20 protein-coding genes are annotated in these 24,631 nt (G+C 61.4%); 19 read left to right on the top strand and 1 reads right to left on the bottom strand.

Annotation, left to right across the window (positions count from 1 at the left end):
- The first annotated feature begins 127 nt into the window (after positions 1-127).
- From aroB to gspM, 17 genes are all read left to right on the top strand, one after another.
- The gene (gene aroB / locus SOP95_RS05230; RefSeq protein ID WP_274076093.1) at positions 128-1,228 is read left to right on the top strand and encodes a 3-dehydroquinate synthase; all 1,101 of its coding nucleotides are present in this window, start codon (positions 128-130) and stop codon (positions 1,226-1,228) included.
- A gap of 10 nt (positions 1,229-1,238) precedes the next feature.
- Positions 1,239-2,828 (top strand): SPOR domain-containing protein, encoded by a 1,590-nt coding sequence (locus SOP95_RS05225; protein WP_323606484.1) that lies wholly within the window; start codon positions 1,239-1,241, stop codon positions 2,826-2,828.
- Between the two features lie 349 nt (positions 2,829-3,177).
- Positions 3,178-7,623 carry a glutamate synthase large subunit gene (gltB, locus tag SOP95_RS05220; protein WP_323606483.1) on the top strand — a complete coding sequence of 1,482 codons (4,446 nt, stop codon included), beginning with the start codon at positions 3,178-3,180 and terminating at the stop codon, positions 7,621-7,623.
- 32 nt (positions 7,624-7,655) lie between these two features.
- Positions 7,656-9,074: an FAD-dependent oxidoreductase gene (locus SOP95_RS05215; RefSeq protein ID WP_175389976.1), complete on the top strand. Its 1,419-nt coding sequence runs from the start codon at positions 7,656-7,658 to the stop codon at positions 9,072-9,074.
- A 246-nt stretch (positions 9,075-9,320) separates the two neighbouring features.
- A complete protein-coding gene (gene hemE, locus SOP95_RS05210) occupies positions 9,321-10,388 on the top strand; it encodes a uroporphyrinogen decarboxylase (protein ID WP_323606482.1) in 1,068 nt (355 codons plus the stop codon).
- Between the two features lie 289 nt (positions 10,389-10,677).
- On the top strand, positions 10,678-12,150 hold the full coding sequence (gbpA, locus tag SOP95_RS05205) for an N-acetylglucosamine-binding protein GbpA (protein ID WP_323606481.1): 1,473 nt from the start codon (positions 10,678-10,680) through the stop codon (positions 12,148-12,150).
- A gap of 129 nt (positions 12,151-12,279) precedes the next feature.
- Entirely contained in the window at positions 12,280-12,777 is a 498-nt protein-coding gene (locus SOP95_RS05200) for a type II secretion system protein N (protein WP_323606480.1), read from the top strand.
- An 8-nt stretch (positions 12,778-12,785) separates the two neighbouring features.
- A complete protein-coding gene (gene gspD, locus SOP95_RS05195; protein WP_323606479.1) occupies positions 12,786-14,714 on the top strand; it encodes a type II secretion system secretin GspD in 1,929 nt (642 codons plus the stop codon).
- Positions 14,711-16,168, top strand: a complete 1,458-nt coding sequence (gene gspE / locus SOP95_RS05190) for a type II secretion system ATPase GspE (RefSeq protein WP_323606478.1) — start codon at positions 14,711-14,713, stop codon at positions 16,166-16,168. Before gspD ends, gspE begins: the two co-directional genes overlap by 4 nt.
- Positions 16,169-16,171: 3 nt before the next feature.
- Positions 16,172-17,371, top strand: coding sequence for a type II secretion system inner membrane protein GspF (gene gspF, locus SOP95_RS05185; protein ID WP_323606477.1), 1,200 nt, complete (start codon positions 16,172-16,174; stop codon positions 17,369-17,371).
- A 3-nt stretch (positions 17,372-17,374) separates the two neighbouring features.
- Positions 17,375-17,824 (top strand): type II secretion system major pseudopilin GspG, encoded by a 450-nt coding sequence (gene gspG, locus SOP95_RS05180; RefSeq protein ID WP_323606476.1) that lies wholly within the window; start codon positions 17,375-17,377, stop codon positions 17,822-17,824.
- Positions 17,825-17,827: 3 nt separating this feature from the next.
- Positions 17,828-18,295 carry a type II secretion system minor pseudopilin GspH gene (gene gspH / locus SOP95_RS05175; protein ID WP_274076083.1) on the top strand — a complete coding sequence of 156 codons (468 nt, stop codon included), beginning with the start codon at positions 17,828-17,830 and terminating at the stop codon, positions 18,293-18,295.
- Positions 18,288-18,662 carry a type II secretion system minor pseudopilin GspI gene (gspI, locus tag SOP95_RS05170; protein WP_274076082.1) on the top strand — a complete coding sequence of 125 codons (375 nt, stop codon included), beginning with the start codon at positions 18,288-18,290 and terminating at the stop codon, positions 18,660-18,662. Before gspH ends, gspI begins: the two co-directional genes overlap by 8 nt.
- Positions 18,655-19,197, top strand: coding sequence for a type II secretion system protein GspJ (locus tag SOP95_RS05165; protein ID WP_274076081.1), 543 nt, complete (start codon positions 18,655-18,657; stop codon positions 19,195-19,197). Before gspI ends, SOP95_RS05165 begins: the two co-directional genes overlap by 8 nt.
- Positions 19,194-20,024, top strand: a complete 831-nt coding sequence (locus tag SOP95_RS05160; RefSeq protein ID WP_323606475.1) for a type II secretion system protein GspK — start codon at positions 19,194-19,196, stop codon at positions 20,022-20,024. The genes SOP95_RS05165 and SOP95_RS05160 overlap by 4 nt, the downstream gene beginning before the upstream one ends.
- Positions 20,021-21,127 (top strand): type II secretion system protein GspL, encoded by a 1,107-nt coding sequence (gene gspL, locus SOP95_RS05155; protein WP_323606474.1) that lies wholly within the window; start codon positions 20,021-20,023, stop codon positions 21,125-21,127. Before SOP95_RS05160 ends, gspL begins: the two co-directional genes overlap by 4 nt.
- Positions 21,124-21,585 (top strand): type II secretion system protein GspM, encoded by a 462-nt coding sequence (gene gspM, locus SOP95_RS05150; protein WP_323606473.1) that lies wholly within the window; start codon positions 21,124-21,126, stop codon positions 21,583-21,585. Before gspL ends, gspM begins: the two co-directional genes overlap by 4 nt.
- Here the strand turns inward: gspM and SOP95_RS05145 are convergent.
- The gene (locus SOP95_RS05145; RefSeq protein ID WP_323606472.1) at positions 21,578-22,858 is read right to left on the bottom strand and encodes an MFS transporter; all 1,281 of its coding nucleotides are present in this window, start codon (positions 22,856-22,858) and stop codon (positions 21,578-21,580) included. The two genes, gspM and SOP95_RS05145, sit on opposite strands and share 8 nt — an antisense overlap.
- A 119-nt stretch (positions 22,859-22,977) precedes the next feature.
- Between SOP95_RS05145 and SOP95_RS05140 the strand changes: the two genes are divergently transcribed.
- Positions 22,978-23,874, top strand: a complete 897-nt coding sequence (locus SOP95_RS05140; RefSeq protein ID WP_323606471.1) for a LysR family transcriptional regulator — start codon at positions 22,978-22,980, stop codon at positions 23,872-23,874.
- Between the two features lie 457 nt (positions 23,875-24,331).
- The gene (locus SOP95_RS05135; protein ID WP_323606470.1) at positions 24,332-24,595 is read left to right on the top strand and encodes a DUF6124 family protein; all 264 of its coding nucleotides are present in this window, start codon (positions 24,332-24,334) and stop codon (positions 24,593-24,595) included.
- Positions 24,596-24,631 lie beyond the last annotated feature (36 nt).

Here is a 24,631-nt window from a genome sequence, read left to right as displayed (position 1 = left end):
CTCGGCGTCCAGCCATGACCGCTCAAGGTAGTGGCGAACGGCCGACGAACGGCGTCACACAACAGTGGCCGTAGACATTCGTTAACTCAAGGCAGGTTGCCTGATTCCATCTTCACTGTGGGGACACATGCAGACACTCAAGGTCGATCTAGGCGAGCGCAGCTACCCGATTCATATTGGCGAAGGTTTGTTGGACCAGCCCGAGCTGCTGGCCCCGCATATTCGCGGACGGCAAGTGGCGATCATTTCCAATGAAACCGTCGCGCCGCTCTACCTCGAACGTCTGACCCGCAGCCTTGCGCAGTTCTCGGTGATTTCCGTGGTGCTGCCCGACGGCGAAGCCTTCAAGACCTGGGAAACCCTGCAGCTGATCTTCGATGGCCTGCTGACCGCGCGGCATGATCGACGCACCACGGTGATCGCCTTGGGTGGCGGCGTGATTGGCGACATGGCCGGTTTCGCGGCGGCTTGCTACCAGCGCGGTGTCGACTTCATCCAGGTTCCGACCACGCTGCTGTCGCAGGTCGACTCTTCGGTGGGTGGCAAGACCGGGATCAACCATCCGCTGGGCAAGAACATGGTCGGTGCCTTCTATCAGCCGAACGTCGTACTGATCGACACCGCCTCCCTCAATACCCTGCCGGCCCGCGAGCTGTCCGCCGGCCTGGCCGAAGTCATCAAGTACGGGCTGATTTGCGACGAGCCGTTCCTCACCTGGCTCGAAGAAAACGTCGACCGCCTGCGCAATCTGGATCAGCAAGCCCTGACCTATGCCATCGAGCGCTCCTGTGCGGCCAAGGCGGCCGTGGTCGGCGCCGACGAGAAGGAGACCGGCGTGCGGGCAACGCTCAACTTGGGTCACACCTTCGGTCACGCCATCGAAACCCATATGGGCTATGGTGTCTGGTTGCATGGAGAGGCAGTGGCTGCTGGCACTGTAATGGCTCTGGAAATGTCCGCGCGCCTGGGATGGATCACCGAACAGGAACGCGATCGCGGCATTCGCCTGTTCCAGCGCGCCGGCCTGCCGGTCATCCCGCCGGAAGAAATGACGGAAGCTGATTTTCTCGAACACATGGCAATTGACAAGAAAGTGATCGACGGTCGTTTGCGCCTGGTGCTGCTGCGCCACATGGGCGAAGCGGTGGTGACCGACGATTATCCGAAAGAGGTTCTACAGGCCACGCTGGGAGCGGATTACCGCGCCCTGGCTCAGCTTAAAGGTTAATAAGAACGCGATGACTAGTTTGCATGCCGACGAGGCTTTCCTCGGCCACTACCAGTTGAGTCATGACCCTTTTGCTCCACGGGTCCCTGGCTTCAAATTTTTCCCAGCCCAGCGCAAGCCGGTGCTGGGGCAGTTGCACCATCTGGCGCGGTATAGCCAGTTGCTATTGGTGGTTACAGGTCCACATGGCAGCGGCAAGACCCTGCTGCGTCAGGCCCTGGTGGCCAGCACCAACAAGCAGACCGTGCAGAGCGTGGTGGTTTCCGCCCGTGGTGCCGGTGATTCGGCTGGCCTGTTGCACCAGGTCGCCCAGGCACTGAACGTTGCCCAGGCCGAGATCGGTGCAATCCTCAAGCAGGTGGTGCAGCTGGCTCTCACCGGGCAGGAAGTCTATCTGCTGGTCGATGATGCCGAGCAGCTCGACGAGTCCGCGCTCGAAGCCTTGATGGCCCTGGCCGCGGGTGCGCCGGAAGGCCGTCCACATGTATTCCTGTTCGGCGAGTCGTCGATGATCGCCCAGCTCGAGGCTTTGCAACTCGAGGAAGAGCGCTTCCACGTCATCGAGCTGCAGCCTTACACCGAAGAGGAAACCCGCGAATACCTCGACCAGCGGCTCGAAGGCGCTGGCCGGGGTATCGAACTTTTCACCGCAAATCAGATCTCTGATATTCACGAAAGCTCCGAGGGTTGGCCTGGCAACATCAACCAGGTTGCCCGCGATGCGATGATCGAAGCCATGATTGCCAGCCGCTCCGCGGTAAAGCGTCCAAGTATGGGGTTCAATATGCCGAAGAAACACGTATTGGCGATTTCCGCCGTCGTTGTGGTCGCGGTAGCTGCCGCCTGGTTGATGCCGGGTCGCAGCAAAGCACCGACCACGGGGGCGCCTGCCAACGAACAGGCGCAACTGCCGCTCGGCCAGGGTTCGCCACAAGCGGGTGGTGCTCCGGCCGTTGAATTCGCCGGCAACACGCAGCCAACGCCATTGCCGTTGGTCGGCAATTCGCAACCGGTCATGCGTGAGCCGCTGGCCGAAGCGGCGGGTGGCATCACCGAGGGCGATGACGGCGTGCCGGTCGAGGGTTCCAGCGCGACACCGCCGACCGTGACCACCATTGCACCGCCAGCAGGCGTTCCGGCCGGTCCTGCGCCAACGCCAACCGCCAAGCCGGCGCCAGCGCCGACCCAGGTCGCTACCGCCAAGCCAGCGCCAGCACCGGCTGCCAAGCCTGCTCCGGCCCCAGCGCCGGCCAAGCCAGCCGCCGCTGCCGCCAAACCGGCCGAGAAACCAGCGACCGTCGCCAAGGCAGCCGGTGGCACCTGGTACACAGGTCAAGCGCCGGGTAACTACGTGGTGCAGATCCTCGGCACCAGCTCCGAAACGGCCGCGCAAAGCTTCGTCAAGGAGCAGGGCGGCGAGTACCGTTACTTCAAGAAAGTCCTCAACGGCAAACCGCTCTACGTGATCACCTACGGCAGTTTCGCCAATCGTGATGCAGCCGTTTCCGCCATCAAGGCCTTGCCAGCGAAGGTTCAGGCTGGTAAACCTTGGCCACGCTCTGTCGCCAGCGTCCAACAGGAACTGGCAACAGCTCGCTGAAGATTCGGCGGCCTTACCCAGGCCGCCTCTCCAAGCACCTCAATATTTCTGCACGGCATGCCGCCTCTACAGGCCGCGTGCCTTGTGGTGTCTGCGTCACAGTAGTCTTTGAGTCGTTGCGGTCAAAATTAAAAAAGTTTTGACTAGCACAGCGGATCGCTTTAAACCTTTCACAAATGCGACATAGATTTGCGACATTTCGTCGCCAAATTTGTGAGGCCAAGTGTCGGTGTGTACAATGACCTCCCTTTTGCCCCCGCAAAGCTGGCGTACGTTCGGCGCGGATGGTAAGTGGTTGAATTGAAAAGAAATTTGCCTCGACAAGAGGCAGCCTGGTGAGAAAGTGTCTATGAAAGCAGGTCTGTACCAACCAGATGAATTCAAGGATAACTGCGGTTTCGGCCTGATTGCCCATATGCAGGGCGAGCCCAGTCATACCCTTTTGCAAACGGCCATCGAGGCCCTGACCTGCATGACCCACCGCGGTGGGATTAATGCTGACGGCAAGACCGGTGACGGTTGCGGTCTGCTGATTCAAAAGCCGGACGTATTCCTGCGAGCCATCGCCCAGGAAACGTTCGGCGTCGAACTGCCCAAGCAATACGCGGTGGGCATGGTCTTCTTCAACCAGGACCCGGTCAAAGCCGAGGCTGCTCGCGAGAACATGAACCGCGAGATCCTGGCTGCCGGCCTGTCCCTCGTCGGCTGGCGCAAAGTGCCGATCGACACCAGCGTCCTCGGCCGCCTGGCCCTTGAGCGCCTGCCACAGATCGAGCAGGTGTACATCGGTGGCGAAGGCCTGAGCGACCAGGACATGGCCGTCAAGCTGTTCACCTCCCGTCGTCGTTCATCGGTGGCCAACGCCGCCGATACCGACCACTACGTCTGCAGCTTTTCGCACAAGACCATCATCTACAAAGGCCTGATGATGCCGGCGGACCTGACCGCCTTCTATCCAGACCTGAGCGATGAGCGCCTGCAAACTTCGATTTGCGTGTTCCACCAGCGCTTCTCCACCAACACCCTGCCGAAATGGCCGCTGGCTCAACCGTTCCGCTTCCTGGCGCACAACGGCGAAATCAACACCATCACCGGCAACCGCAACTGGGCCGTGGCCCGTCGCACCAAGTTCAGCAACGACCTGATGGACCTGGAAGAGCTCGGCCCGCTGGTCAACCGCGTCGGTTCCGACTCCTCGAGCATGGACAACATGCTGGAGCTGATGGTCACCGGTGGCATCGACCTGTTCCGTGGCGTGCGGATGATCATTCCGCCTGCGTGGCAGAACGTCGAGACGATGGACCCGGACCTGCGTGCGTTCTACGAATACAACTCGATGCACATGGAACCGTGGGACGGCCCGGCCGGCGTGGTAATGACCGACGGTCGCTACGCGGTGTGCCTGCTCGACCGTAACGGTCTGCGTCCGGCGCGTTGGGTCACCACCAAGAACGGTTTCATCACCCTGGCGTCGGAAATCGGTGTCTGGAACTACCAGCCTGAAGACGTGATCGCCAAGGGCCGCGTTGGCCCGGGCCAGATCTTTGCCGTGGACACCGAAACCGGTCAGATCCTCGACACCGATGCGATCGACAACCGCTTGAAGTCCCGTCATCCGTACAAGCAATGGCTGCGCAAGAATGCCCTGCGCATCCAGGCGACCATGGAGGACAACGACCACGGTTCGGCGTTCTACGACGTCGATCAGCTCAAGCAATACATGAAGATGTACCAGGTCACGTTCGAAGAGCGCGACCAGGTGCTGCGTCCACTGGGCGAGCAAGGCTACGAAGCCGTAGGCTCGATGGGCGACGATACGCCGATGGCCGTGCTGTCCCAGCGCGTGCGTACGCCGTACGACTATTTCCGCCAGCAGTTCGCGCAGGTGACCAACCCGCCGATCGACCCGCTGCGTGAAGCCATCGTCATGTCGCTGGAGATCTGCCTCGGTGCCGAGCGCAACATCTTCCAGGAGTCGCCGGAACACGCTTCGCGCGTGATCCTCAGCTCGCCGGTCATTTCCCCGGCCAAGTGGCGCTCGCTGATGAACCTCGATCGTCCGGGCTTCGAACGCCAGAAAATCGACCTCAACTACGACGAAAGCATCGGTCTGGAAGCTGCGATCCGCAACGTTGCCGATCAGGCTGAAGAAGCCGTGCGCGCCGGTCGTACGCAGATCGTCCTGAGTGACCGTCACATTGCCCCGGGCAAGTTGCCGATCCACGCCTCCCTGGCCACTGGTGCGGTACACCACCGCCTGACCGAGAAGGGCCTGCGTTGCGACTCCAACATCCTGGTGGAAACCGCAACCGCGCGTGACCCGCACCACTTCGCCGTGCTGATCGGTTTCGGCGCCTCTGCCGTTTATCCGTTCCTGGCGTATGAAGTGCTGGGCGACCTGATCCGTACCGGTGAAGTGCTGGGCGACCTCTACGAGGTGTTCAAGAACTACCGTAAAGGCATCACCAAGGGCCTGCTGAAGATCCTGTCGAAGATGGGTATCTCGACCATCACGTCGTACCGTGGCGCTCAACTGTTCGAAGCCATCGGCCTGTCCGAGGAAGTCTGCAACCTGAGCTTCAAGGGCGTACCGAGCCGCATCAAGGGTGCGCGTTTCGTCGATATCGAAGCCGAGCAGAAAGCCCTGGCCACCGAAGCCTGGAGCCCGCGCAAGCCAATCCAGCAGGGCGGCCTGCTGAAATTCGTCCACGGTGGCGAATATCACGCCTACAACCCGGATGTGGTCAACACCCTGCAAGCCGCTGTGCAGCAGGGCGACTACAGCAAGTTCAAGGAATACACATCGCTGGTGGACAACCGCCCGGTGTCGATGATCCGCGACCTGCTGAAAGTCAAAACCCTCGACACGCCATTGGATATCAGCGAGATCGAACCGCTGGAGTCGGTGCTCAAGCGCTTCGACTCCGCCGGTATCTCCCTGGGCGCCCTGTCGCCTGAAGCTCACGAAGCCCTGGCCGAAGCCATGAACCGCCTTGGTGCGCGTTCCAACTCCGGTGAAGGCGGCGAAGACCCGGCGCGCTACGGCACCATCAAGAGCTCGAAAATCAAGCAGGTTGCCACCGGCCGTTTCGGTGTGACTCCGGAATACCTGGTCAACGCTGAAGTGCTGCAGATCAAGGTCGCCCAGGGCGCCAAGCCAGGCGAGGGCGGTCAGCTGCCAGGGGGCAAGGTCAACGGTCTGATCGCCAAGCTGCGTTACGCAGTGCCGGGCGTGACCCTGATCTCGCCGCCACCGCACCACGACATCTACTCGATCGAAGACTTGTCGCAGCTGATTTTCGACTTGAAACAAGTCAACCCGAAGGCGCTGGTCTCGGTGAAGCTGGTAGCGGAAGCGGGCGTCGGCACCATCGCTGCCGGTGTGGCCAAGGCCTATGCGGACTTGATCACCATCTCCGGCTACGATGGCGGTACCGGTGCATCGCCGCTGACCTCGATCAAATACGCGGGCGCTCCGTGGGAACTCGGCCTGGCCGAAACCCACCAGACCCTGCGCGGCAACGACCTGCGCGGCAAAGTCCGGGTACAAACTGACGGCGGCCTGAAAACCGGCCTCGACGTGATCAAGGCGGCAATCCTCGGCGCTGAAAGCTTCGGCTTCGGCACTGCGCCAATGATCGCCCTGGGCTGCAAATACTTGCGCATCTGCCACCTGAACAACTGCGCCACCGGCGTCGCGACCCAGAACGAGAAGCTGCGCAAGGACCACTACATCGGTACCGTCGACATGGTGGTGAACTTCTTCACCTACGTCGCCGAAGAAACCCGTGAGTGGCTGGCCAAGCTGGGCGTGCGCTCCCTCGAAGAGCTGATCGGCCGTACCGATCTGCTGGAAGTCCTCGAAGGACAGACCGCCAAGCAGCATCACCTCGACCTGACTCCGTTGCTGGGCAGCGATCACGTGCCGGCGGACAAGCCACAGTTCTGCGGCGTGGAACGTAACCCGCCGTTCGACAAGGGTCTGCTGGCCGAGAAAATGGTCGACATGGCCACCTCGGCGATCAACGACAAGAGCGGCGCCGAATTCGCCCTGGATATCTGCAACTGCGACCGTTCCATCGGCGCGCGGATCTCCGGTGATATCGCGCGCAAGCACGGCAACCAGGGCATGGCCAACGCGCCGATCACCTTCCGCTTCAAAGGCACGGCCGGTCAAAGCTTCGGTGTGTGGAACGCCGGCGGCCTGAACATGTACCTGGAAGGCGACGCCAACGACTACGTCGGCAAGGGCATGACCGGCGGCAAGCTGGTGATCGTTCCGCCCAAGGGCAGCATCTACAAGACCCAGGACAGTGCCATCATCGGCAACACCTGTCTGTACGGCGCCACCGGCGGCAAGCTGTTCGCCGCCGGTACCGCGGGTGAGCGTTTTGCCGTGCGTAACTCCGGTGCCCACACCGTCGTGGAAGGCACTGGCGATCACTGCTGCGAGTACATGACTGGTGGTTTCGTCTGCGTCCTGGGCAAGACCGGTTATAACTTCGGCTCTGGCATGACCGGCGGTTTCGCCTACGTGCTCGACCAGGACAACACCTTCGTTGACCGGGTCAACCACGAACTGGTGGAAATCCAGCGGATCAGCGGCGAGGCGATGGAAGCCTACCGTAGCCACCTGCAACGCGTGCTGAACGAGTACGTCGAGGAAACCGACAGCGAGTGGGGTCGTGAGCTCGCCGAGAACCTCGATGATTACGTGCGTCGTTTCTGGCTGGTCAAGCCCAAGGCTGCCAACCTGAAGTCGTTGCTTTCCAGCACCCGTGCCAACCCGCAGTGATATGCGCCTGAAGAGTTTGATGAGGTTTTAAAATGGCTGAACGTCTGAATAATGACTTCCAGTTCATCGAGGTCGGGCGCAAGGATCCGAAGAAGAAACTGTTGCGTCAACGCAAGAAAGAGTTCGTGGAAATCTACGAACCGTTCAAACCCCAGCAGTCGGCCGACCAGGCCCACCGCTGCCTGGGTTGCGGTAACCCGTATTGCGAATGGAAGTGCCCGGTGCACAACTTCATTCCCAACTGGCTGAAGCTGGTGGCCGAGGGCAACATCCTCCAGGCCGCCGAGCTGTCGCACCAGACCAACACCCTGCCGGAAGTCTGTGGCCGGGTGTGCCCGCAGGACCGTCTCTGCGAGGGTGCCTGCACCCTCAACGACGGCTTCGGCGCGGTGACCATCGGTTCGGTCGAGAAGTACATCACCGACACCGCGTTCGCCATGGGCTGGCGCCCGGACATGTCCAAGGTCAAGCCGACCGGCAAGCGTGTCGCGATCATCGGTGCGGGCCCGGCGGGCCTGGGCTGTGCCGACGTGCTGGTGCGCGGCGGCGTGACCCCGGTGGTGTTCGACAAGAACCCGGAAATCGGCGGTCTGCTGACCTTCGGCATCCCCGAGTTCAAGCTGGAAAAGACCGTGCTGAGCAATCGCCGCGAAGTCTTCACTGGCATGGGCATCCAGTTCCGCCTCAACACCGAGGTGGGCAAGGACGTGACCATGGAGCAACTGCTCGAAGAATACGATGCCGTATTCATGGGCATGGGCACCTACACCTACATGAAGGGCGGCTTCGCCGGTGAAGACCTGCCGGGCGTGTACGACGCGCTGGACTTCCTGATCGCCAACGTCAACCGCAACCTGGGCTTTGAAAAGTCGCCGGAAGATTTCGTCGACATGAAAGGCAAGAAGGTCGTGGTACTGGGCGGTGGCGACACGGCGATGGACTGCAACCGTACGTCGATCCGCCAGGGCGCCAAATCGGTGACCTGCGCCTATCGTCGTGACGAAGCGAACATGCCAGGCTCGCGCAAAGAGGTGAAGAACGCCAAGGAAGAAGGCGTGAAATTTCTCTACAACCGCCAGCCGATCGCCATCGTTGGCGAAGACAAGGTCGAAGGCGTGAAAGTGGTCGAGACCCGTCTCGGCGAACCGGACGCCCGTGGCCGTCGCAGCCCCGAGCCGATCCCGGGCTCCGAAGAGATCATCCCGGCCGACGCCGTGGTCATCGCCTTCGGTTTCCGCCCAAGCCCGGCGCCGTGGTTCGAGCAGTTCAGCATCCAGACCGACAGCCAGGGCCGCGTCGTCGCCCCGGAACAAGGTCAGTACAAGCACCAGACCAGCAACCCGAAAATCTTCGCCGGTGGCGATATGGTGCGCGGTTCCGACCTGGTGGTGACGGCGATCTTCGAAGGCCGTAATGCGGCTGAAGGGATTCTGGATTACCTGGGCGTCTGATCAACTTCCAATCCTGGAATGCAATACCTGTGGGAGCTGGCCTGCCGGCGATGCAGGCACCTCGGTTTATCTGACAAACCGAGGTGTCTGCATCGCCGGCAGGCCAGCTCCCACAGTGTTTTGGGGTGCTGCAAAGCCTGCATTTCAGCGCGACAAATTGACCCGATAGACAAAAGGCTGACCTGCATCCGTGCCTTTTACGTCCGGCTCTGAGAAAATGCCCGCACTTTTTTTCCGGATGCCGACATGACTGCCCTGAAGAACGACCGTTTCCTGCGCGCCCTGCTCAAGCAACCCGTAGACGTCACCCCCGTGTGGATGATGCGTCAGGCCGGTCGCTACCTGCCTGAATACCGCGCCAGCCGTGCCAAGGCCGGCGATTTCATGAGCCTGTGCATGAACCCGGCGTTCGCTTGCGAAGTCACGATGCAACCGCTCGACCGCTATCCGCAGCTGGACGCGGCGATCCTGTTCTCCGACATCCTGACCATTCCCGATGCCATGGGCCAAGGCCTGTACTTTGAAACCGGCGAAGGTCCGCGCTTCAGGAAAGTCGTCAGCACCCTGGCCGACATCGAAGCCCTGCCGATTCCTGATCCGCACAAAGACCTGGGCTATGTGATGGACGCGGTCAGCACCATCCGCCGCGAACTGAACGGCCGCGTGCCGCTGATCGGCTTCTCCGGCAGCCCGTGGACCCTGGCCACCTACATGGTCGAAGGCGGCTCGTCGAAAGACTACCGCAAGACCAAAACCATGCTCTACGATAACCCGCAAGCCTTGCACCTGCTGCTGGACAAGCTCGCGCAGACCGTCACCAGCTACCTCAACGGCCAGATCATGGCCGGTGCGCAAGCGGTGCAGATCTTCGACAGCTGGGGTGGCAGCCTCTCGGCGGCGGCGTACCAGGAATTCTCCCTGGCCTACATGAAGAAAATCGTCAGCGGCCTGATCCGCGAGCACGAAGGCCGCAAGGTGCCGGTCATCCTGTTCACCAAGAATGGTGGCCTGTGGCTCGAAAGCATCGCCGACGCTGGCGCGGATGCACTGGGCCTGGACTGGACCTGCGACATCGGCAGCGCCCGTGAACGTGTCGGCAGCAAAGTTGCCCTGCAAGGCAACATGGACCCAACCGTGCTTTACGCCAAGCCGGAAGCGATCCGCGCCGAAGTCGGACGCATCCTCGCCAGCTACGGCAAGGGCAGCGGCCATGTGTTCAATCTCGGCCATGGGATCACCCCGGAAGTCGATCCGGAAAACGCCGGCGCCTTCCTGCGCGCGGTGCATGAGTTGTCGGCGCAGTATCACGAATAATTGCGTTCAAATTGTATATAGCCCGTCCGGCCTGGTGCCGGACGGGCTTTTTTATACTAAGTTTTTCTCTCCAATCTAATGGTTGCCTCTTGTAAGATTTTTTTCATTCTGTGTCAGATAAACAATTAAATGGAAAAGTCCTCGTGTAAGTAGCGATTTTCCCTACATATAAATCGCTTTCATCCAAGTAGATTTACAGATCAGTGCTCACCATTGTTGAGCTCAATTGCATTTAACGGCGCAAGCAATACGCGCCCTGATCTTCGATAAGCAGTCTGGAATTTATTGGATGAAAAATACTAACTACAAGGGAAGTGCATCGGCCGCCTGCACTTCTTCAATGATCCTGTTATCGGCAATGTTGGCGTCACAAAGTGTTTCCGCGCATGGCTATCTGGAAGTACCGCCTTCCCGTGCACTGCTTTGCCAAAAAGGCGTGAATACCAATTGCGGTGGCGCCCAATACGAACCTCAAAGTGTCGGTGAAACCTTCAAGGGTTTTCCTGCAGGTGTTGGCGGCGCGCCTCTGCAAGGGCCGGTCGATGGCAAGATCCCGAGTGGTGGTCACTCGTTGTTCTCGGCGCTGGACGCCCAATCGGCCACCCGTTGGCAGATGACGGAAATCAAGGATCGCAACATCGATTTCCAGTGGCGCTACACGGCTGTGCATCCGGCCACCAAACATGAGTATTTCATCACCCGCAACGGCTGGAACCCGAACGAAGCACTCAAGCGGGCAACGTTCGAAAGCACGCCGTTCTGCACCATCGATGGCAGCAACCAGAGGCCGGAGTCGGGTGCCAAACACAACTGCAACATCCCCAACGACAAAACCGGTCAACACGTCATCCTGGCGATCTGGACGGTCGGTGATACCGATGCAGCTTTTTATAATGCCGCGGATGTGAACATCCTTGCCGAGCCGGAACTTCCGGGCGGTTGGTCTTCCGTGGGCAGTATCGCGCCGTCAACCTCGTTGCTGGTCGGTGACAAGGTCAAGGCCCGCGCGTTCACCGCTAATGGCGAAAGCCCCGACTACAGCGTTGAAATCTCCATCAATAGTGCAGAGGAAGGCGCGCCAAACAACTGGTCGTTCAAGTTGGCAGAAGCCATCAACAAGGCTCATGCCCTTATCCGTGCGGGCGTCCGAGATGAAAACGGCACGATCGAACCGGTCAAGGGCAACAACAGCGTGTATGCGCAAAAAGACAGCGGCGTAATACGCTACGAAGTGCAGTTGAAGATGCAGGAAGATGCTGCGGCTCGACTGTCGGTCGCTTCCCGGCAAGCTGAGTATCTGTTGGAAAAAGGTGTGGCCAGGATCGATTTCAGTATCCTTTCCAATCGCAAGATGAACGTCGAAGCGACGCTGTTCGATGAGGGCAACAAGCCGGTAGGTTCCACTTCCGCGCAAGCGGACAGCGGCTCGTCCTGGCTGGCCATCGATGTTCGCAGCAACCCCGGCAAGCACACCCTGACGCTGGTCGGCACGACCCTGGATGGCCGGACCATCCGCCAGGATACCCAGGTGACCCAACTGACCGGTGAAGGCGCCGGTGCCGACTACGACTTCGTGTTCCCGGAAGGCCTCAGCGAGTACACCGCCGGTACCAAGGTGTTGCAGCCGAAGACTAATGAAGTCTTTGAGTGCAAGCCATTCCCCGCGTCCGGTTATTGCAAGCAGTACAGCCCGTCTGCCAATGGTTTCGAACCTGGTACTGGCATCGGTCCGCATTGGCACATGGCCTGGGACAAACTCTAAGTCCCTCGCAGTACTTCAGGTGACCTGAAAAGGTTGCCTGAAGCTTCACTTTTTTATCGAGTTGCAAATGACGGTTTCGGGTTATCGAACGGCTCGAGTGAGCCACTCGTGAAGAATTCGGGGAAGGTGATGAGCCGTCTTGGCCTGCTGGTCATGCCGCTGGGTTATGCAGCGCTGCTGATCTGGCAGGAGTGGCACTTCCGTGAGCGCCTCGCCTCGCCGCCTCTGCCGGTGGTGGCGCCAGCCTCTGTTCCCGCCCCTGTAGCGCTGGATGCCACTGCAGTGGCATCGGTGCTGGGGCTGACGCAAGGCACCTCATTGCTGGCCAGTGCCGAGCCGCTGACCTTGCAGGCCAGTTTTATCCTCAGCAACGGTTTGTCCAAAGCGTTGCTCGCCGATGCCCAAGGCTCGCGTATGTACCTGGTGGGCGAACGCTTGCCCGGTGGCAGCGTCCTGCGTCGCGTCGAAGCCAATCAAGTTGTGCTGTGGAACAAGGGGCGGGAAGAGCGATTAACGCTGCAACCGCCTGTCGCGCGTTTCCTTCGCCGACTCGGGTCGCCAGGCGACAGCCAGGCTTCGGCTATTTCTACGCGTTATCTACGCCCGGTTTCCGGGCCGTCAGAGTGATCAACATCATGAACTGTTTCATTGGCGTGCAGGCCTTGCGCTCCATGCTTGTACTTGTCGTTCTGGCGAGCTTGGCCTTGTCGGGTACGTCGCAGGCGGCGCAAGAAAAGTGGCAGCTGGCGATGAACAACGCCGAGCTGCGCGACATCGTCGAAGAGATCTCCGGCATTTTGGGAACCACCGTGGTGCTTGATCCCAGGGTCTCCGGACGCATCACCGTCATGTCTCAACAAGCCCTTGATCGCGAAGGCGTCCGCCGCTTGTTCTACGGGGTGCTCGACGCCCACAACTTCACGGTGATCGATGAAGGTGACCGGATCCTGATCACGCCAGTAACCGAAGCCAGGACGCGCGCCGGCACCAGCCCTGCAAAAAACGCAACGCCCTCGCAATTTGTCACCCGGGTGATCGAGCTCAATAACAGCAGTGCCGCCGACATCGCCGGGCTGGTCCGGCCATTGGTCTCGGCCAACGGTTATGTCGGGCCATCCGTGTCGGCCAATGCGGTAGTGGTCACGGAGACGGCGGCCAACGCGCATCGCATCGTCCAGGTCATCCGCCAACTGGACTCCGGACAAGGCAACATGCACGCGGTGGTGCAATTGCGCCACGCCCGGGCCAGTGACGTGGCCCCCGTGATGGAAGCTTCCCTGGGCAAGCGCACTGCCGAGAGCGCGATCCAGGTATTGGCCGACAGCAGAACCAACCGCCTGATCCTGATTGGCCCGTCAGCCGTTCGCCAACGCTTGGCCGAGTTGGCACGCGGTCTCGATGTTCCTGCCACGGCGACTGCGGACAATGCCCGGGTGATCCGCCTGCGTCACAGCGATGCCAAGCAATTGGCGGAAATTCTGGAAAGCATGGGACAAGGCCGAAAAGCGCCTCCAGCCCTTGGCAGCAGCAAGGACACAGCGCCTGGCACGGCCTTCATGATCAAGGCCGACGAAAGCCAGAATGCGCTGGTGCTGATCGCCGAGCCGGAGCAGGTCAGGACCATCGAAAGCATCGTGCGCCAGTTGGACCAGCCGCGCGCGCAGGTACTGATCCATGCCGCCATCGTCGAGATTTCCGGGGACATCGCCGAGGCCGTTGGCGTGCAATGGGGCTTTAGTACGGGGGATGCGAAAGGCTTCATCAATTTTCCCGGCACCGATATCCCGATTGTTGGCGGCCTGAATTTCGACGAGAAAAAATCCGCACCCGAAGGCGCGATTTTGCGCCTGGGCAGTGATCGTTTTGGCGCGTTGATTTCGGCCCTGGCCAGCAACACACACAGCAACCTGCTTTCTACACCAAGCCTGTTGACCCTGGACAACCAGGAAGCGCACATCATCGTCGGCCAGAACGTCCCGTTCAAGACCGGCTCCTACGCCACCAACAGCAACGGTGCGGACAATCCGTTCACCACCGTCGAACGCAAGGACGTGGGCATCAGCCTGAAGATCAAGCCTTACATCAACGAAGGCTCGACGCTGCGGCTGGAGGTCGAGCAGGAAGTGTCGGACATCGCACCCTCGGTATCAGGCATCGACTCTTCGGACCTGATCACCAACAAGCGCGCCCTCAAGAGCACCATCCTGGCCGACGATGGCGAAATCATCGTGATTGGCGGGTTGATCAGGGACAGCGTCAGGACCCAGAAAAGCGGGGTGCCGCTGCTGCGGGATATTCCCTACCTGGGCGCTCTGTTTCGCTGGAACCGGGACACCCAGAGCAAAAGCAATCTCATGGTGTTCCTGCGGCCCACGATCGTGCGCAGCAAGGAAGACCTGAGCGGCATCAGCCAGCAACGTTACAACGCGCTGCGTGATTTGAGCCAGTCGGGGGCGCTGGATAACAACTCGTTGCTGCTGCCGGCGGATTCACGTCAGCTGTTCGAACCGGTTTCCGATGCGCCGATGTTCGACCTGCGCAAGCCGGCGCCGAACACGCCATGACCCAACTGCCCTTTGGTTTCGCCCGTCGGTTCGGTGTGCTGCTGGAGTGCGAAGGCGGCGAGTCGAGCCTTGCGGTGCGGGCCGATACGCCGCTCACCGCTTTGGCGGAAGCCCGCCGGGTATGTGCTCGCGAGCTGCCGCTGCGGGTGCTGGCCTCCGAGGTATTTGCCACACGCCTGGCGGCCGCCTACCGCGAGGGCCAGAGTGCCGCCGAGCAGGTGGCCCAAGGGCTCGACGAAGAGCTTGACCTGCTCAGCCTGGTGGACAAGGTGCCGCAAACCGCTGATCTGCTGGAACAGCAGGGCGACGCGCCGATCATCCGCTTGATCAATGCGCTGCTCAGCGAGGCCATGCGCGAGCACGCTTCCGATGTGCATCTGGAAACCTTCGAGCAGTACCTGTCGGTGCGCATGCGGGTCGACGGACAATTACGGGAAATGCTCCGGCCTCGACGCGAATTGGCGACGCTGCTGGTGTCGCGCATCAAGGTCATGGCGCGCCTGGATATCGCTGAAAAACGCGTGCCCCAGGATGGCCGGATGGCCTTGCGCCTGGCCGGGCATGAAGTCGATGTGCGGGTCTCGACCCTGCCCTCGGCACACGGCGAACGGGTGGTACTGCGCTTGCTCGACAAACAGGCCGGGCGCCTTGAGTTGTCGCGCCTGGGCATGCCGGAGGACATCCTGCGGGACCTGCGTCACTTGCTGGGCAAACCCCACGGCATTCTGCTGGTGACCGGGCCCACCGGCTCCGGCAAGACCACCAGCCTGTACGCCGCTCTCAACAGTCTGAACGACCAGACCCGCAACATCCTCACGGTCGAAGATCCCATTGAGTACCACCTGCCGGGCGTGGGGCAGATGCCGGTCAACCCGAAAGTCGACATGACCTTTGCCCGGGGCTTGCGGGCGATCCTGCGCCAGGATCCGGACGTGGTGATGGTCGGCGAAATCCGGGACCGCGAGACCGCTGAAATTGCCGTGCAGGCTTCCCTGACCGGTCACCTGGTGCTCTCGACGCTGCACACCAACAGTGCGGTCGGCGCGGTGACGCGCCTGGTAGACATGGGGGTCGATGCCTACCTGCTGGCTTCGTCGCTGGTGGGGGTTTTGGCCCAGCGATTACTGCGCACATTATGCCCTCATTGCAAGGCGCCTTATAGCGCGGATGCGACTGCCTGCCAGCGTCTGGGGCTGGGCGCGGAGCCGTTGCAACTGTTCCGCGCCGTGGGCTGTGAGCAGTGTCAGCACGGTTATCGCGGGCGCGTTGGCATCTATGAACTGATCAGCGTGACCCCGGCATTGGCCGCGCTGATTCACCAGGGCGCCAGTGAACAGGCCATGGCCAACGAGGCGCGCCAGATGTCGCGCAGTCTGTTCCAGGACGGTCGCCAACGGGTGCTGGACGGGCTGACCAGTCTCGACGAGCTGCTGCGCGTGACTCGGGAGGACTAGTCAGTGCCGACATTCGAGTACCGCGCCGAGGACGATCAGGGCAGGCGGCGCAAGGGGCGGCTGGAGGCCGATAATCCCCGGCATGCGCGGCAACTGTTGCGTGAGCGCGGATTGTGGCCGCGCGACATCAAGGAAATCCGCGTCGCTGCTGGCGACAACAGGCCTGGGCGGTTGAGCACCGCCGACCTGGCACTGCTGACCCTGCAGTTGTCCACGCTGGTGCAGGCCGGTTTGCCCCTGGAAGAGTCCCTTGAGGCCGTGGCTAAACAGAGTGCCAAGCGCCGGGTTGCCAGTCTGCTCTCAGCGGTCAGGAGCCGGGTCATGGAAGGTCATGCCCTGGCCACTGCATTGGAGCAGTTTCCCAAGGCGTTCCCCGAACTGTTCCGCGCCACCGTGGCCGCCGGCGAACGTTCCGGTCATCTGGGCCATGTACTGGAGCAATTGGCCGCGTATACCCAGGCCCGCCAGGCCTCACGGCAAAAAATCCAGATGGCGCTGGTGTACCCGTTGATCCTGATGTTGGCAAGCGTAGTCATCGTTGGCTTTCTGCTCGGCTACGTGGTGCCGGACGTGGTGAAGATTTTCGTCGACAGTGGCCAGGCGTTGCCGTGGTTGACTCGGGCGTTGATCCGCACCAGTGACGGCTTGCGCCACCATGGCCTGTTGTTGATCGTCGCGCTGGCGCTGTTGATCGCCCTCTGGCGCTGGAGTTTGAGGCAACGGGCCTGGCGCCTGCGCTGGCATCGCCTGGCGTTGAACCTGCCGGTCTGTGGCGACGTGCTGCGCGCGATGGAAGCCGCACGATTTGCCAGCACCCTGGCCATCCTCGGCAAAAGCGCCGTGCCCCTGGTCGATGCACTGGAAATCGCTGCTGCGGTGATCGGCAACCTGACCATCCGCGCGCGCATGGCCGATGTCGCCCGCTCGGTCCGCGAGGGTGGAACCCTGACCCATGGCCTGGAATTGAGCGGCGACATCCCGCCGATGATGCTGCACATGATCGCCAGTGGTGAACGGGCGGGCGAACTCGATCGCATGCTGGCCCGTGCCGCCGAACAACAGGAAAGCAGTCTGGCAGCGCGTATCGCCCTGGTGGTGAGCCTTTTCGAGCCGGCCATGCTCGTGCTGATGGGCGGCGTCGTGCTGCTGATCGTCCTGGCCATTCTGCTTCCGATTCTCAGCCTCAACCAATTGGTGAATTGACCCATGAATGCTCTGCGTCACAGAACGTCCCAGCACGGTTTTACCCTGATCGAGATCATGGTGGTGGTGGTCATCATCGGCATCCTGGGGGCCATCGTGGTGCCGCAGTTTATGAGCCGTCCCGATCAGGCCAAGGTCACCGCCGCCAGAGTCGATCTACAGGCCATCGGCACCGCCCTGGAAATGTATCGCCTCGACAATCTCCACTACCCCTCCACGCAACAAGGGCTGGAGGCCTTGAGCAAGCGTCCTTCCGGGGTGCCGACGCCGCGGAGCTGGAACCCGCAGGGTTACCTGAAAAGCTTGCCCGTTGACCCGTGGGGCACGCCCTATCAGTACCTCAATCCCGGCGTGAAATCGGACGATGGCGGCTATGACCTGTATTCCCTTGGCTCCGATGGCGTAACGGGTGGCGAGGGGCACGCGGCGGAAATCGGCAACTGGGGTGGTTGAAGCATGCCACGCCGATGTCGGGGATTTACCTTGCTGGAAATGATGATCGTGATCGTCCTGATCGGCGTGCTGGTGGGCATGGTGAGTCTGGCTGCTGGCGTTAACCCGGCTCAGCAAGCCAGGCAGGAAGCGGGTGCGCTTGCTGGTTTCATCCGCCAACTGCGTGAACAGGCAGTGCTCGAGGGGCGGGAATACGGTGTGCGACTGAGCGTCGAAGGATACCGGGCAATGCGCCTCGATGGGCGTGGCTGGGAGCCGCTGGCAGCCTTCTACCGATGGCCCGACGGCTTGCGCCTGAGCCTTGAACAGGAGGGCTATTCCATGAGCCTGGGCGCTGATGCCGGTCAACCCCAGATTCAGCTGTACAGCAGCGATGAAACCAGCACCTTCTCCCTGACGTTTGCTGGCAAAGACAGAGTCTGGGCGAGCCTGTCCAGCGATGGCGTCGGCGAGGTCATGATCGATGACTGAGCCATCGCGCATGGGTGGCTTCACCTTGCTTGAAGTCATGGTGGCCCTGGCGATTTTCGCAACCCTGGCCACCGCCGTGCTGTCCGCCAGCCAATACGTGGTGAGACAGGCGGGCGCTGCCGAGGAGCGCCTTCTCGCGGCCTGGGTGGCGGACAACCAACTGAACGAGTTGCGCCTGCAATCGTCCCCGGTGATTTCACAGTCCCAACGGGTGGTGAGCATGGGAGATCGCGACTGGGTTGTACGTCAATCCGTACGTATGGCGAGTGATCCGCATGGGTTGGCGGTCGAGGTCGAGGTCGGCCTTGCCGGTCGTGACCACAGCCTGTTCCGCGCCACCGGCTGGATGGCCAATCGGCATGAATGAGCAGGGCGGATTCACCCTGCTGGAACTGGTTATTGCCATTGCGATTTTCGCATTGCTGGGGCTGGCCAGCTGGACGCTGTTCGACAGTGTGGTGCGCGTGCAGCAGGGCACCCAGAGCCACGAACGAGAACTCAGAAAGCTGCAACGCGCCGTGGCAGTGATCGAACGCGACCTGCTGCACATCGCCCAACAGCCTGTGGTGCCTGACCCGACGCAGCTGCAACTGGTGCGCAGCAATTGGCGTAATCCACTGGACTTGCCACGCAGTGAGCGCCAGGTGCTGACCTATCGACTCGACAACGGCGTGCTGTGGCGCGACAGCCGGGCAGAAGGGGCGCAGAGCGTACAGCGACAAAAACTGCTGGACGATGTTCGAGACCTGCGTTGGCGCCTGTACGACAGTCAGGTTGGCTGGCGCGCTGATTGGCCGACCGGGCCGAACCAGAAGGCGCCCCTGGCGGTGGAAATGCAGGTGTCGGCAGGGCGTTTCGAAGCGATACGCCGAGTGCTGTCATTGCCGGGGTCATTTCCATGAGGGCCAATCAACGCGGCGTTGCATTGATCAGTGTGTTGCTGGTCATGAGCCTGGCGCTGTTGATCATCGGCGGCATGCTGCGCAGCCATCGCGCGTTACTGCAAAGCACCGGGCAACAGCTGCAGCAGATGCACCTGCGGCAACTTGGCGTCGCCGGGGAAACCTGGGGCCTGGGCTTGCTCGAGGCCCAGCAAAAAGATAGCGACCCGATTGCTCAGCCATCCAGCGCTTTCGCTATTGAAGACGCGCAGATCCTTGTCGATATCGAGGACCTGGCCGGGCGCTTCAACGTCAATGCCCTGTTGATTCAGGGCCAGATCGACCAAGTCACGCTCAATCGCTGGATGCGTTTGCTGGTGCTGCTCGAACTGCCGCCGCTGCAACTGGAGCAAGTGGGGGCGTTGCGCGAGCTCAGCCAATTGCGACTGCTTCCGGGTGTCGACGGTGAGTTGTTGAGTCGCCTGGCGCCCTGGGTCGCGCTGTTGCCGGTAGAGGCCGCGACGAACATCAACACGGCACCGGCGCTGGTGTTGCGCACGCTCGACGGTATCGAGCCTGCAACGGCCGAAGCCCTGGTACGCCAGCGTTCCACGGCAGGCTGGCCAAACGTTCAAGCGTTTACCCAGGACCCGCTGTTATCCGGCTTGGGCTTGAGCAGCCATGGCCTGGGCGTTGACAGCCGCTGGTACCGGATCACCGTGCAAGTGACCCAGGGCCAGGGCCATCTGCGTCTGGCCACCGATGTCGAACGCGACCCGAAGACGCGACAACTGAACATCCTGCAACGGCGTGTCCGACCCTCGACCCTCAACGAGATACCGCAATGAAAACCTGGCTTTACCTGACGGCCGAAGGCTTGGCCCTGCCCACGCTCGCCTGGCCTTGTTGCCTATGGACCTCGACCGGCGAACGGCAGCTCTTGCCCTTGGACCAAGCGGCACAGGCACTGGTTGGGCAGGAGGTCGATGTGTTGCTGCCCATGGAGCTGTGCAGTTGGTTAATCAGTGATCCATGGCCGTCCAGGCGCCAGCCTGATGCCCAAGCCATCGCCTTCGCCGTCGAAGAGCAACTGAGCGAAGCCCTGGAAAAGCTGCACCTGAGCACCGGTGCGCGCGATGCACAAGGTCGCTACCCGGTGATGGTGATCGACCGCGAACGATTCGCCGACGTGCTCGCGCTGCTTGCCGGAGTGGGTGTTGTAGTGCGATCCGTGTTTGTCGATGCCGATGTGTTGCCCCGTGACCAGGCGCTCGGTATCCGCTGGTTTGGCCGCTGGTTGCTCGGGGGCGGCTTGCCGGCTCGCCTGACCTTGTCGGATGAGGATTTGCTGGCGCTCAAGCCGGGCTTGCCCATGGACGTGCAGTGGCGCGATGAGCGTCAGGACTGCCCTGATATCGATCAATGGCTGGCCTCGGTGCATGGACAGGCAATCAATCTGTTGCACGGTGATTTCGCTGCGCGTCGCAAGCGCCTGCCCTGGCGGCTCGGCGGACTGGTCGTACTCGCGCTGTTGCTGCTCGACTGGGGCGCCAGCGCGGCACGTATCGGTTTTCTCGAAAACCAGACCCGTCAGCTTTACAGCCGCAACGAGCAGCAATTCAAGGCGTTTTACCCGGACCAGACCCGCATCGTTGACCTGGGGTTACAACTCAAGGCCTTGCAAAGCCCGAATGCGGCCTCCCAGGATGGTCATATCGCCGGGCTGGTCAAGCTCGTCGAGCAAGTCATCGGTGCCAGCAACGTCGATGTCCAGCGCATTGAGTTTCGCGAAAGCGATGGCTGGAAAGTCCAGCTGACCGCCAACAGCTTTACCGAACTGGAGTTACTGCGCGAGCGTGGCCGTCAGCAAGGTTTGCCTGTGCGACTCGACAGCGCGAGCAAGGAAGGCGATCGGGTGCGGGCGACCCTGACCCTGGAGCAAGGCGCATGACTCTGAATGGATTGATCCCATGGCTGGCGCTCCCGCAGCGCTGGCAACGCCTGTCGCTGCGCGAACGTCGGCTGTTGCTGATGTTGGGGGTGTTTGTCTTTGGCATCGCGGCATTCAGCCTGATCTGGCAACCGACGCAGCAGCGCCTTGCGACTGCCGAGCGTCTGTACCATCAACAACTGGCACTGGCGGCGCAACTGCAGCTGGCGCGTCCGCGCAGCACACGCGAACTTGTCACCCAGCCGCTGTCGCTGCACGTCAGTGAAAGCGCCACCGAGGCGGGGCTGGAACTGCATCAGGTCAACACCGACGGCGATCAGTTGCGCCTCAGTCTCAGCGGTGATGCCAAGGCCTTGCTGGCCTGGCTGGACCGCATCGAACGCAATGGCACCGTGTTGCAATCCTTGACCCTGGAAAAGCGCAACACGGTGCTGGAGGCGCGGATGGTACTCAGATAGTCGCGCCGGCTCCCGGCAGCGGTGGCAACTTCGCCAGTTTCAACGCCACCAGCAACGCCACCACCAGCAGCCCACCAATGAACAGACCGATGCCATTCCAGCCGCCCAGGTGCCAGAACACGCCGCCCGCCGTACCGGCAATGCTCCCCCCGGCGTAGTAGCAGAACAGGTACAAGGACGATGCCTGGCCCTTGGCCTTGATGGCACGGCGGCCGATCCAGCTGCTGGCGACCGAGTGGGCGCCGAAGAAACCGAACGTGAAGATCAGCATGCCGATGATCACCAGCGGCAATGGCGTGAACATCGTCAGGGCGAGACCGCCGAGCATCAGTGCGATCGTGCTCCAGAGCACTTTGCGACGGCCGAGCCGGTCGGCCAGCGAGCCGATTTTCGCCGAGCTGTAGATACCCGAGAGGTACACCACCGAGAGCAGTCCGACGAAGGCCTGTTCCATGTGATAGGGCTCGGCCAGCAGGCGGTAGCCGACGTAGTTGAACAAGGTGACGAACGCCCCCATCAGCACAAAGGCTTCGAGGAACAGCAGCGGCAGGCCGGCGTCGCGAAAGTGCATGGTGAAACCGTCGACCAGGCTACGCGGGTGCAGTGAGCGGGGGCGGAAGTTGCGTGATTCGGGGAGGATTTTCCAGAACACCGCTGCCGCCATCAGCGCCAGGCCGCCGATCACCAGCATTGCCGTGTGCCAGCTGACGAAGTCGATCAGTACGCCGGTGATAAGACGCCCGCTCATCCCGCCAATGGCATTGCCGCCGATGTACAGGCCCATGGCGAGGCCGATGTGCTGCGGGTGAATCTCTTCGCTCAAATAGGTCATCGCCACCGCTGCCAGCCCGCTCAACGACAAACCGATCAGCGCGCGCATGACCAGCACGCCGTGCCAGCTCGGCATCATCGCGCTGGCCATGGTGCACAGTGCGGCGGCGAACAGTGCCGCCACCATCACCGGTTTGCGGCCGATGCGGTCGGATATGGGGCCCGTGATCAGCAGGCCGATGGCAAGCATGCCTGTGGCCACCGAGAGGATCAGGCTGCTCTGCGCCGCGTTGATGGAATATTCGTGGGACAACAGCGGCATCATCGGCTGCACGCAGTAGAGCAGGGCGAAGGTGGCGAAGCCGCCGCAGAACAGCGCCAGTACCGTGCGCATGAACGCAGGCGTGCCTTTTTCAATGTAGATCTCCGCCAGCTCGGCGACGACTTCGCCCTGTGCGGTGGGTGGGACTTCATGGGCGAGTGGAGCAACAGCAGTTTTCACGGTGGACCTCGGAGGAGCGCAGCCGGTCAGGCAATGAAAAAAGCATATAGCCGGCTAATGATTCAATCCAATATATTGTTCGACCTGTTTGATAGCTTTAACGACCTAATGGGGTATTCATGGAATTGCGTCATCTGCGCTACTTCATCGCCGTCGCCGAAGAACTGCACTTCGGCCGCGCCGCGCAGGTGCTTGGCATCTCGCAACCGCCGCTGAGCCAGCAGATTCAGGCGCTGGAGCAGGAAGTCGGCGCACGCTTGTTCGAACGTACCAATCGTCGGGTCGAGCTGAGCGAGGCTGGTCGGCTGTTCCTGGAAGAGGCGCGGTTGGTGCTGGCGCAAGTGGACAAGGCGGCGGATGTCGCGCGGCGGGCACAGCTGGGCGAGTTGGGTGAACTGAAAATCGGCTTCACCTCTTCGGCACCGTTCAACTCGACCATTCCCCAGGCGATTTTTTCGTTTCGCCAGCGTTTTCCGGCAGTGCACCTGAACCTACGGGAAATGAGCAGTACCCAGGTGGCCGATGCGCTGGTGGATGAGTCGATCGAAGTCGGCATCATGCGCCCGCTCGGGCTGCCCGATTCGCTCAGTGTGGTCGAGCTGATGCGCGAACCGCTGGTCGCCGTTCTCAGCGCCAAGCACCCGTTGGTAGAGGGCAGCGAGGAGGGCTTGTTTCTGTCAGCCCTGGCGCTTGAGCCCTTTGTGTTTTTTCCGCGCAGCTACGGCAGCGGCCTGTACGCGCAACTGCTAAGCCTGGCCCGGGACGCCGGTTTCAGCCCGCACTTCGCCCAGGAGGCCGGCGAGGCGATGACCATCATCGGGCTGGTAGCGGCGGGGCTCGGTGTTTCGGTGCTGCCGGCGTCTTACCAGCGCATGCGCATCGACGGCGTGGTCTATCGGCCGCTGCTCGATCCAGCGGCGGTGTCGGCGGTGTGGCTGGTGCAGCGCAAGGACCAGAAATCGCCGATGGCTCGGGCGTTTGTTGAACTGCTCACACGCAAGGTTGAACCGCTGTAGGAGCGAGCTTGCTCGCGATGAACCAAAGCACACTGCGTGCACCCAGGAACCCCACGTCATCGTTAACGACCATCGCGAGCAAGCTCGCTCCCACAGGCTCAGATTTTTCGCCGCTGCTCGTGGGACATTTCTGAACTATCCCGGAGAGGCTACAGCGCCTTGCGGCGTTACCTACAACTACTCCAGAATCGGCCGGCTTGTGCGTTTTGAGGGCCATCGGTAGCTTGAACCGGGTCACTGATTGTCAGTGATCGGGTTTAGTAGCCCTTAGCAAATCGAAGTGCACATGCGCTCCTGATAGGCAGGTATGTCCATACCTGCCCTTGACGGTAGCTGTGCGCAGGGCGCCTTCGGGCGCGCCGGTTTTCGCTTTGCCCGGTCTACTAACCTGCGTACAGCTGCCACCCTTTTGATCAGTAGCGATTCGGTGTGGCCCCCACTGTCAGGACGCTGAATCATGACCAATACCTCAAACCCACCGGATTCCGACCCAGACACTCCACACCAACCCAGCAATATCTTCCTCATCGCCCCCGAAATCGACAACCACACCCTGCTGGAGTACGCCTGCGTTTCACTGGCATCAGCCAATGTCATGGCGAGCGACTTCGCGAGGAGCCTGAACGCCACGCAGAGCCACACACTGCTGGGGATCCAGCAATCGATCATGCTGGGGGAACTGGCGGTGAATCGGGTCCTGGATAACCTCGATCCACCCTGAAAAAACCATATTGCACGTTAGAAAAGATCGCAGCCT

Source organism: Pseudomonas sp. YuFO8 (assembly GCF_035065025.1).
In the GTDB taxonomy this organism is placed as follows: Bacteria; Pseudomonadota; Gammaproteobacteria; order Pseudomonadales; family Pseudomonadaceae; genus Aquipseudomonas; species Aquipseudomonas putida_AE.
The sequence above is the reverse complement of the archived record's forward strand: the minus strand, read 5'-3'. Positions and strand labels throughout refer to the sequence as shown.

Excerpts from the sequence above, each read along its gene's own strand:
- gspD (WP_323606479.1), top strand. The coding sequence starts at position 12,786 with ATGAACTGTTTCATTGGCGTGCAGGCCTTGCGCTCCATGCTTGTACTT.
- gbpA (WP_323606481.1), top strand. The coding sequence starts at position 10,678 with ATGAAAAATACTAACTACAAGGGAAGTGCATCGGCCGCCTGCACTTCT.
- gspM (WP_323606473.1), top strand. The coding sequence starts at position 21,124 with ATGACTCTGAATGGATTGATCCCATGGCTGGCGCTCCCGCAGCGCTGG.
- gspG (WP_323606476.1), top strand. The coding sequence starts at position 17,375 with ATGAATGCTCTGCGTCACAGAACGTCCCAGCACGGTTTTACCCTGATC.
- aroB (WP_274076093.1), top strand. The coding sequence starts at position 128 with ATGCAGACACTCAAGGTCGATCTAGGCGAGCGCAGCTACCCGATTCAT.
- SOP95_RS05200 (WP_323606480.1), top strand. The coding sequence starts at position 12,280 with ATGAGCCGTCTTGGCCTGCTGGTCATGCCGCTGGGTTATGCAGCGCTG.
- gltB (WP_323606483.1), top strand. The coding sequence starts at position 3,178 with ATGAAAGCAGGTCTGTACCAACCAGATGAATTCAAGGATAACTGCGGT.
- SOP95_RS05225 (WP_323606484.1), top strand. The coding sequence starts at position 1,239 with ATGACTAGTTTGCATGCCGACGAGGCTTTCCTCGGCCACTACCAGTTG.
- gspH (WP_274076083.1), top strand. The coding sequence starts at position 17,828 with ATGCCACGCCGATGTCGGGGATTTACCTTGCTGGAAATGATGATCGTG.
- gspL (WP_323606474.1), top strand. The coding sequence starts at position 20,021 with ATGAAAACCTGGCTTTACCTGACGGCCGAAGGCTTGGCCCTGCCCACG.
- gspE (WP_323606478.1), top strand. The coding sequence starts at position 14,711 with ATGACCCAACTGCCCTTTGGTTTCGCCCGTCGGTTCGGTGTGCTGCTG.
- SOP95_RS05215 (WP_175389976.1), top strand. The coding sequence starts at position 7,656 with ATGGCTGAACGTCTGAATAATGACTTCCAGTTCATCGAGGTCGGGCGC.
- SOP95_RS05135 (WP_323606470.1), top strand. The coding sequence starts at position 24,332 with ATGACCAATACCTCAAACCCACCGGATTCCGACCCAGACACTCCACAC.
- SOP95_RS05165 (WP_274076081.1), top strand. The coding sequence starts at position 18,655 with ATGAATGAGCAGGGCGGATTCACCCTGCTGGAACTGGTTATTGCCATT.
- hemE (WP_323606482.1), top strand. The coding sequence starts at position 9,321 with ATGACTGCCCTGAAGAACGACCGTTTCCTGCGCGCCCTGCTCAAGCAA.
- SOP95_RS05140 (WP_323606471.1), top strand. The coding sequence starts at position 22,978 with ATGGAATTGCGTCATCTGCGCTACTTCATCGCCGTCGCCGAAGAACTG.
- gspI (WP_274076082.1), top strand. The coding sequence starts at position 18,288 with ATGACTGAGCCATCGCGCATGGGTGGCTTCACCTTGCTTGAAGTCATG.
- SOP95_RS05160 (WP_323606475.1), top strand. The coding sequence starts at position 19,194 with ATGAGGGCCAATCAACGCGGCGTTGCATTGATCAGTGTGTTGCTGGTC.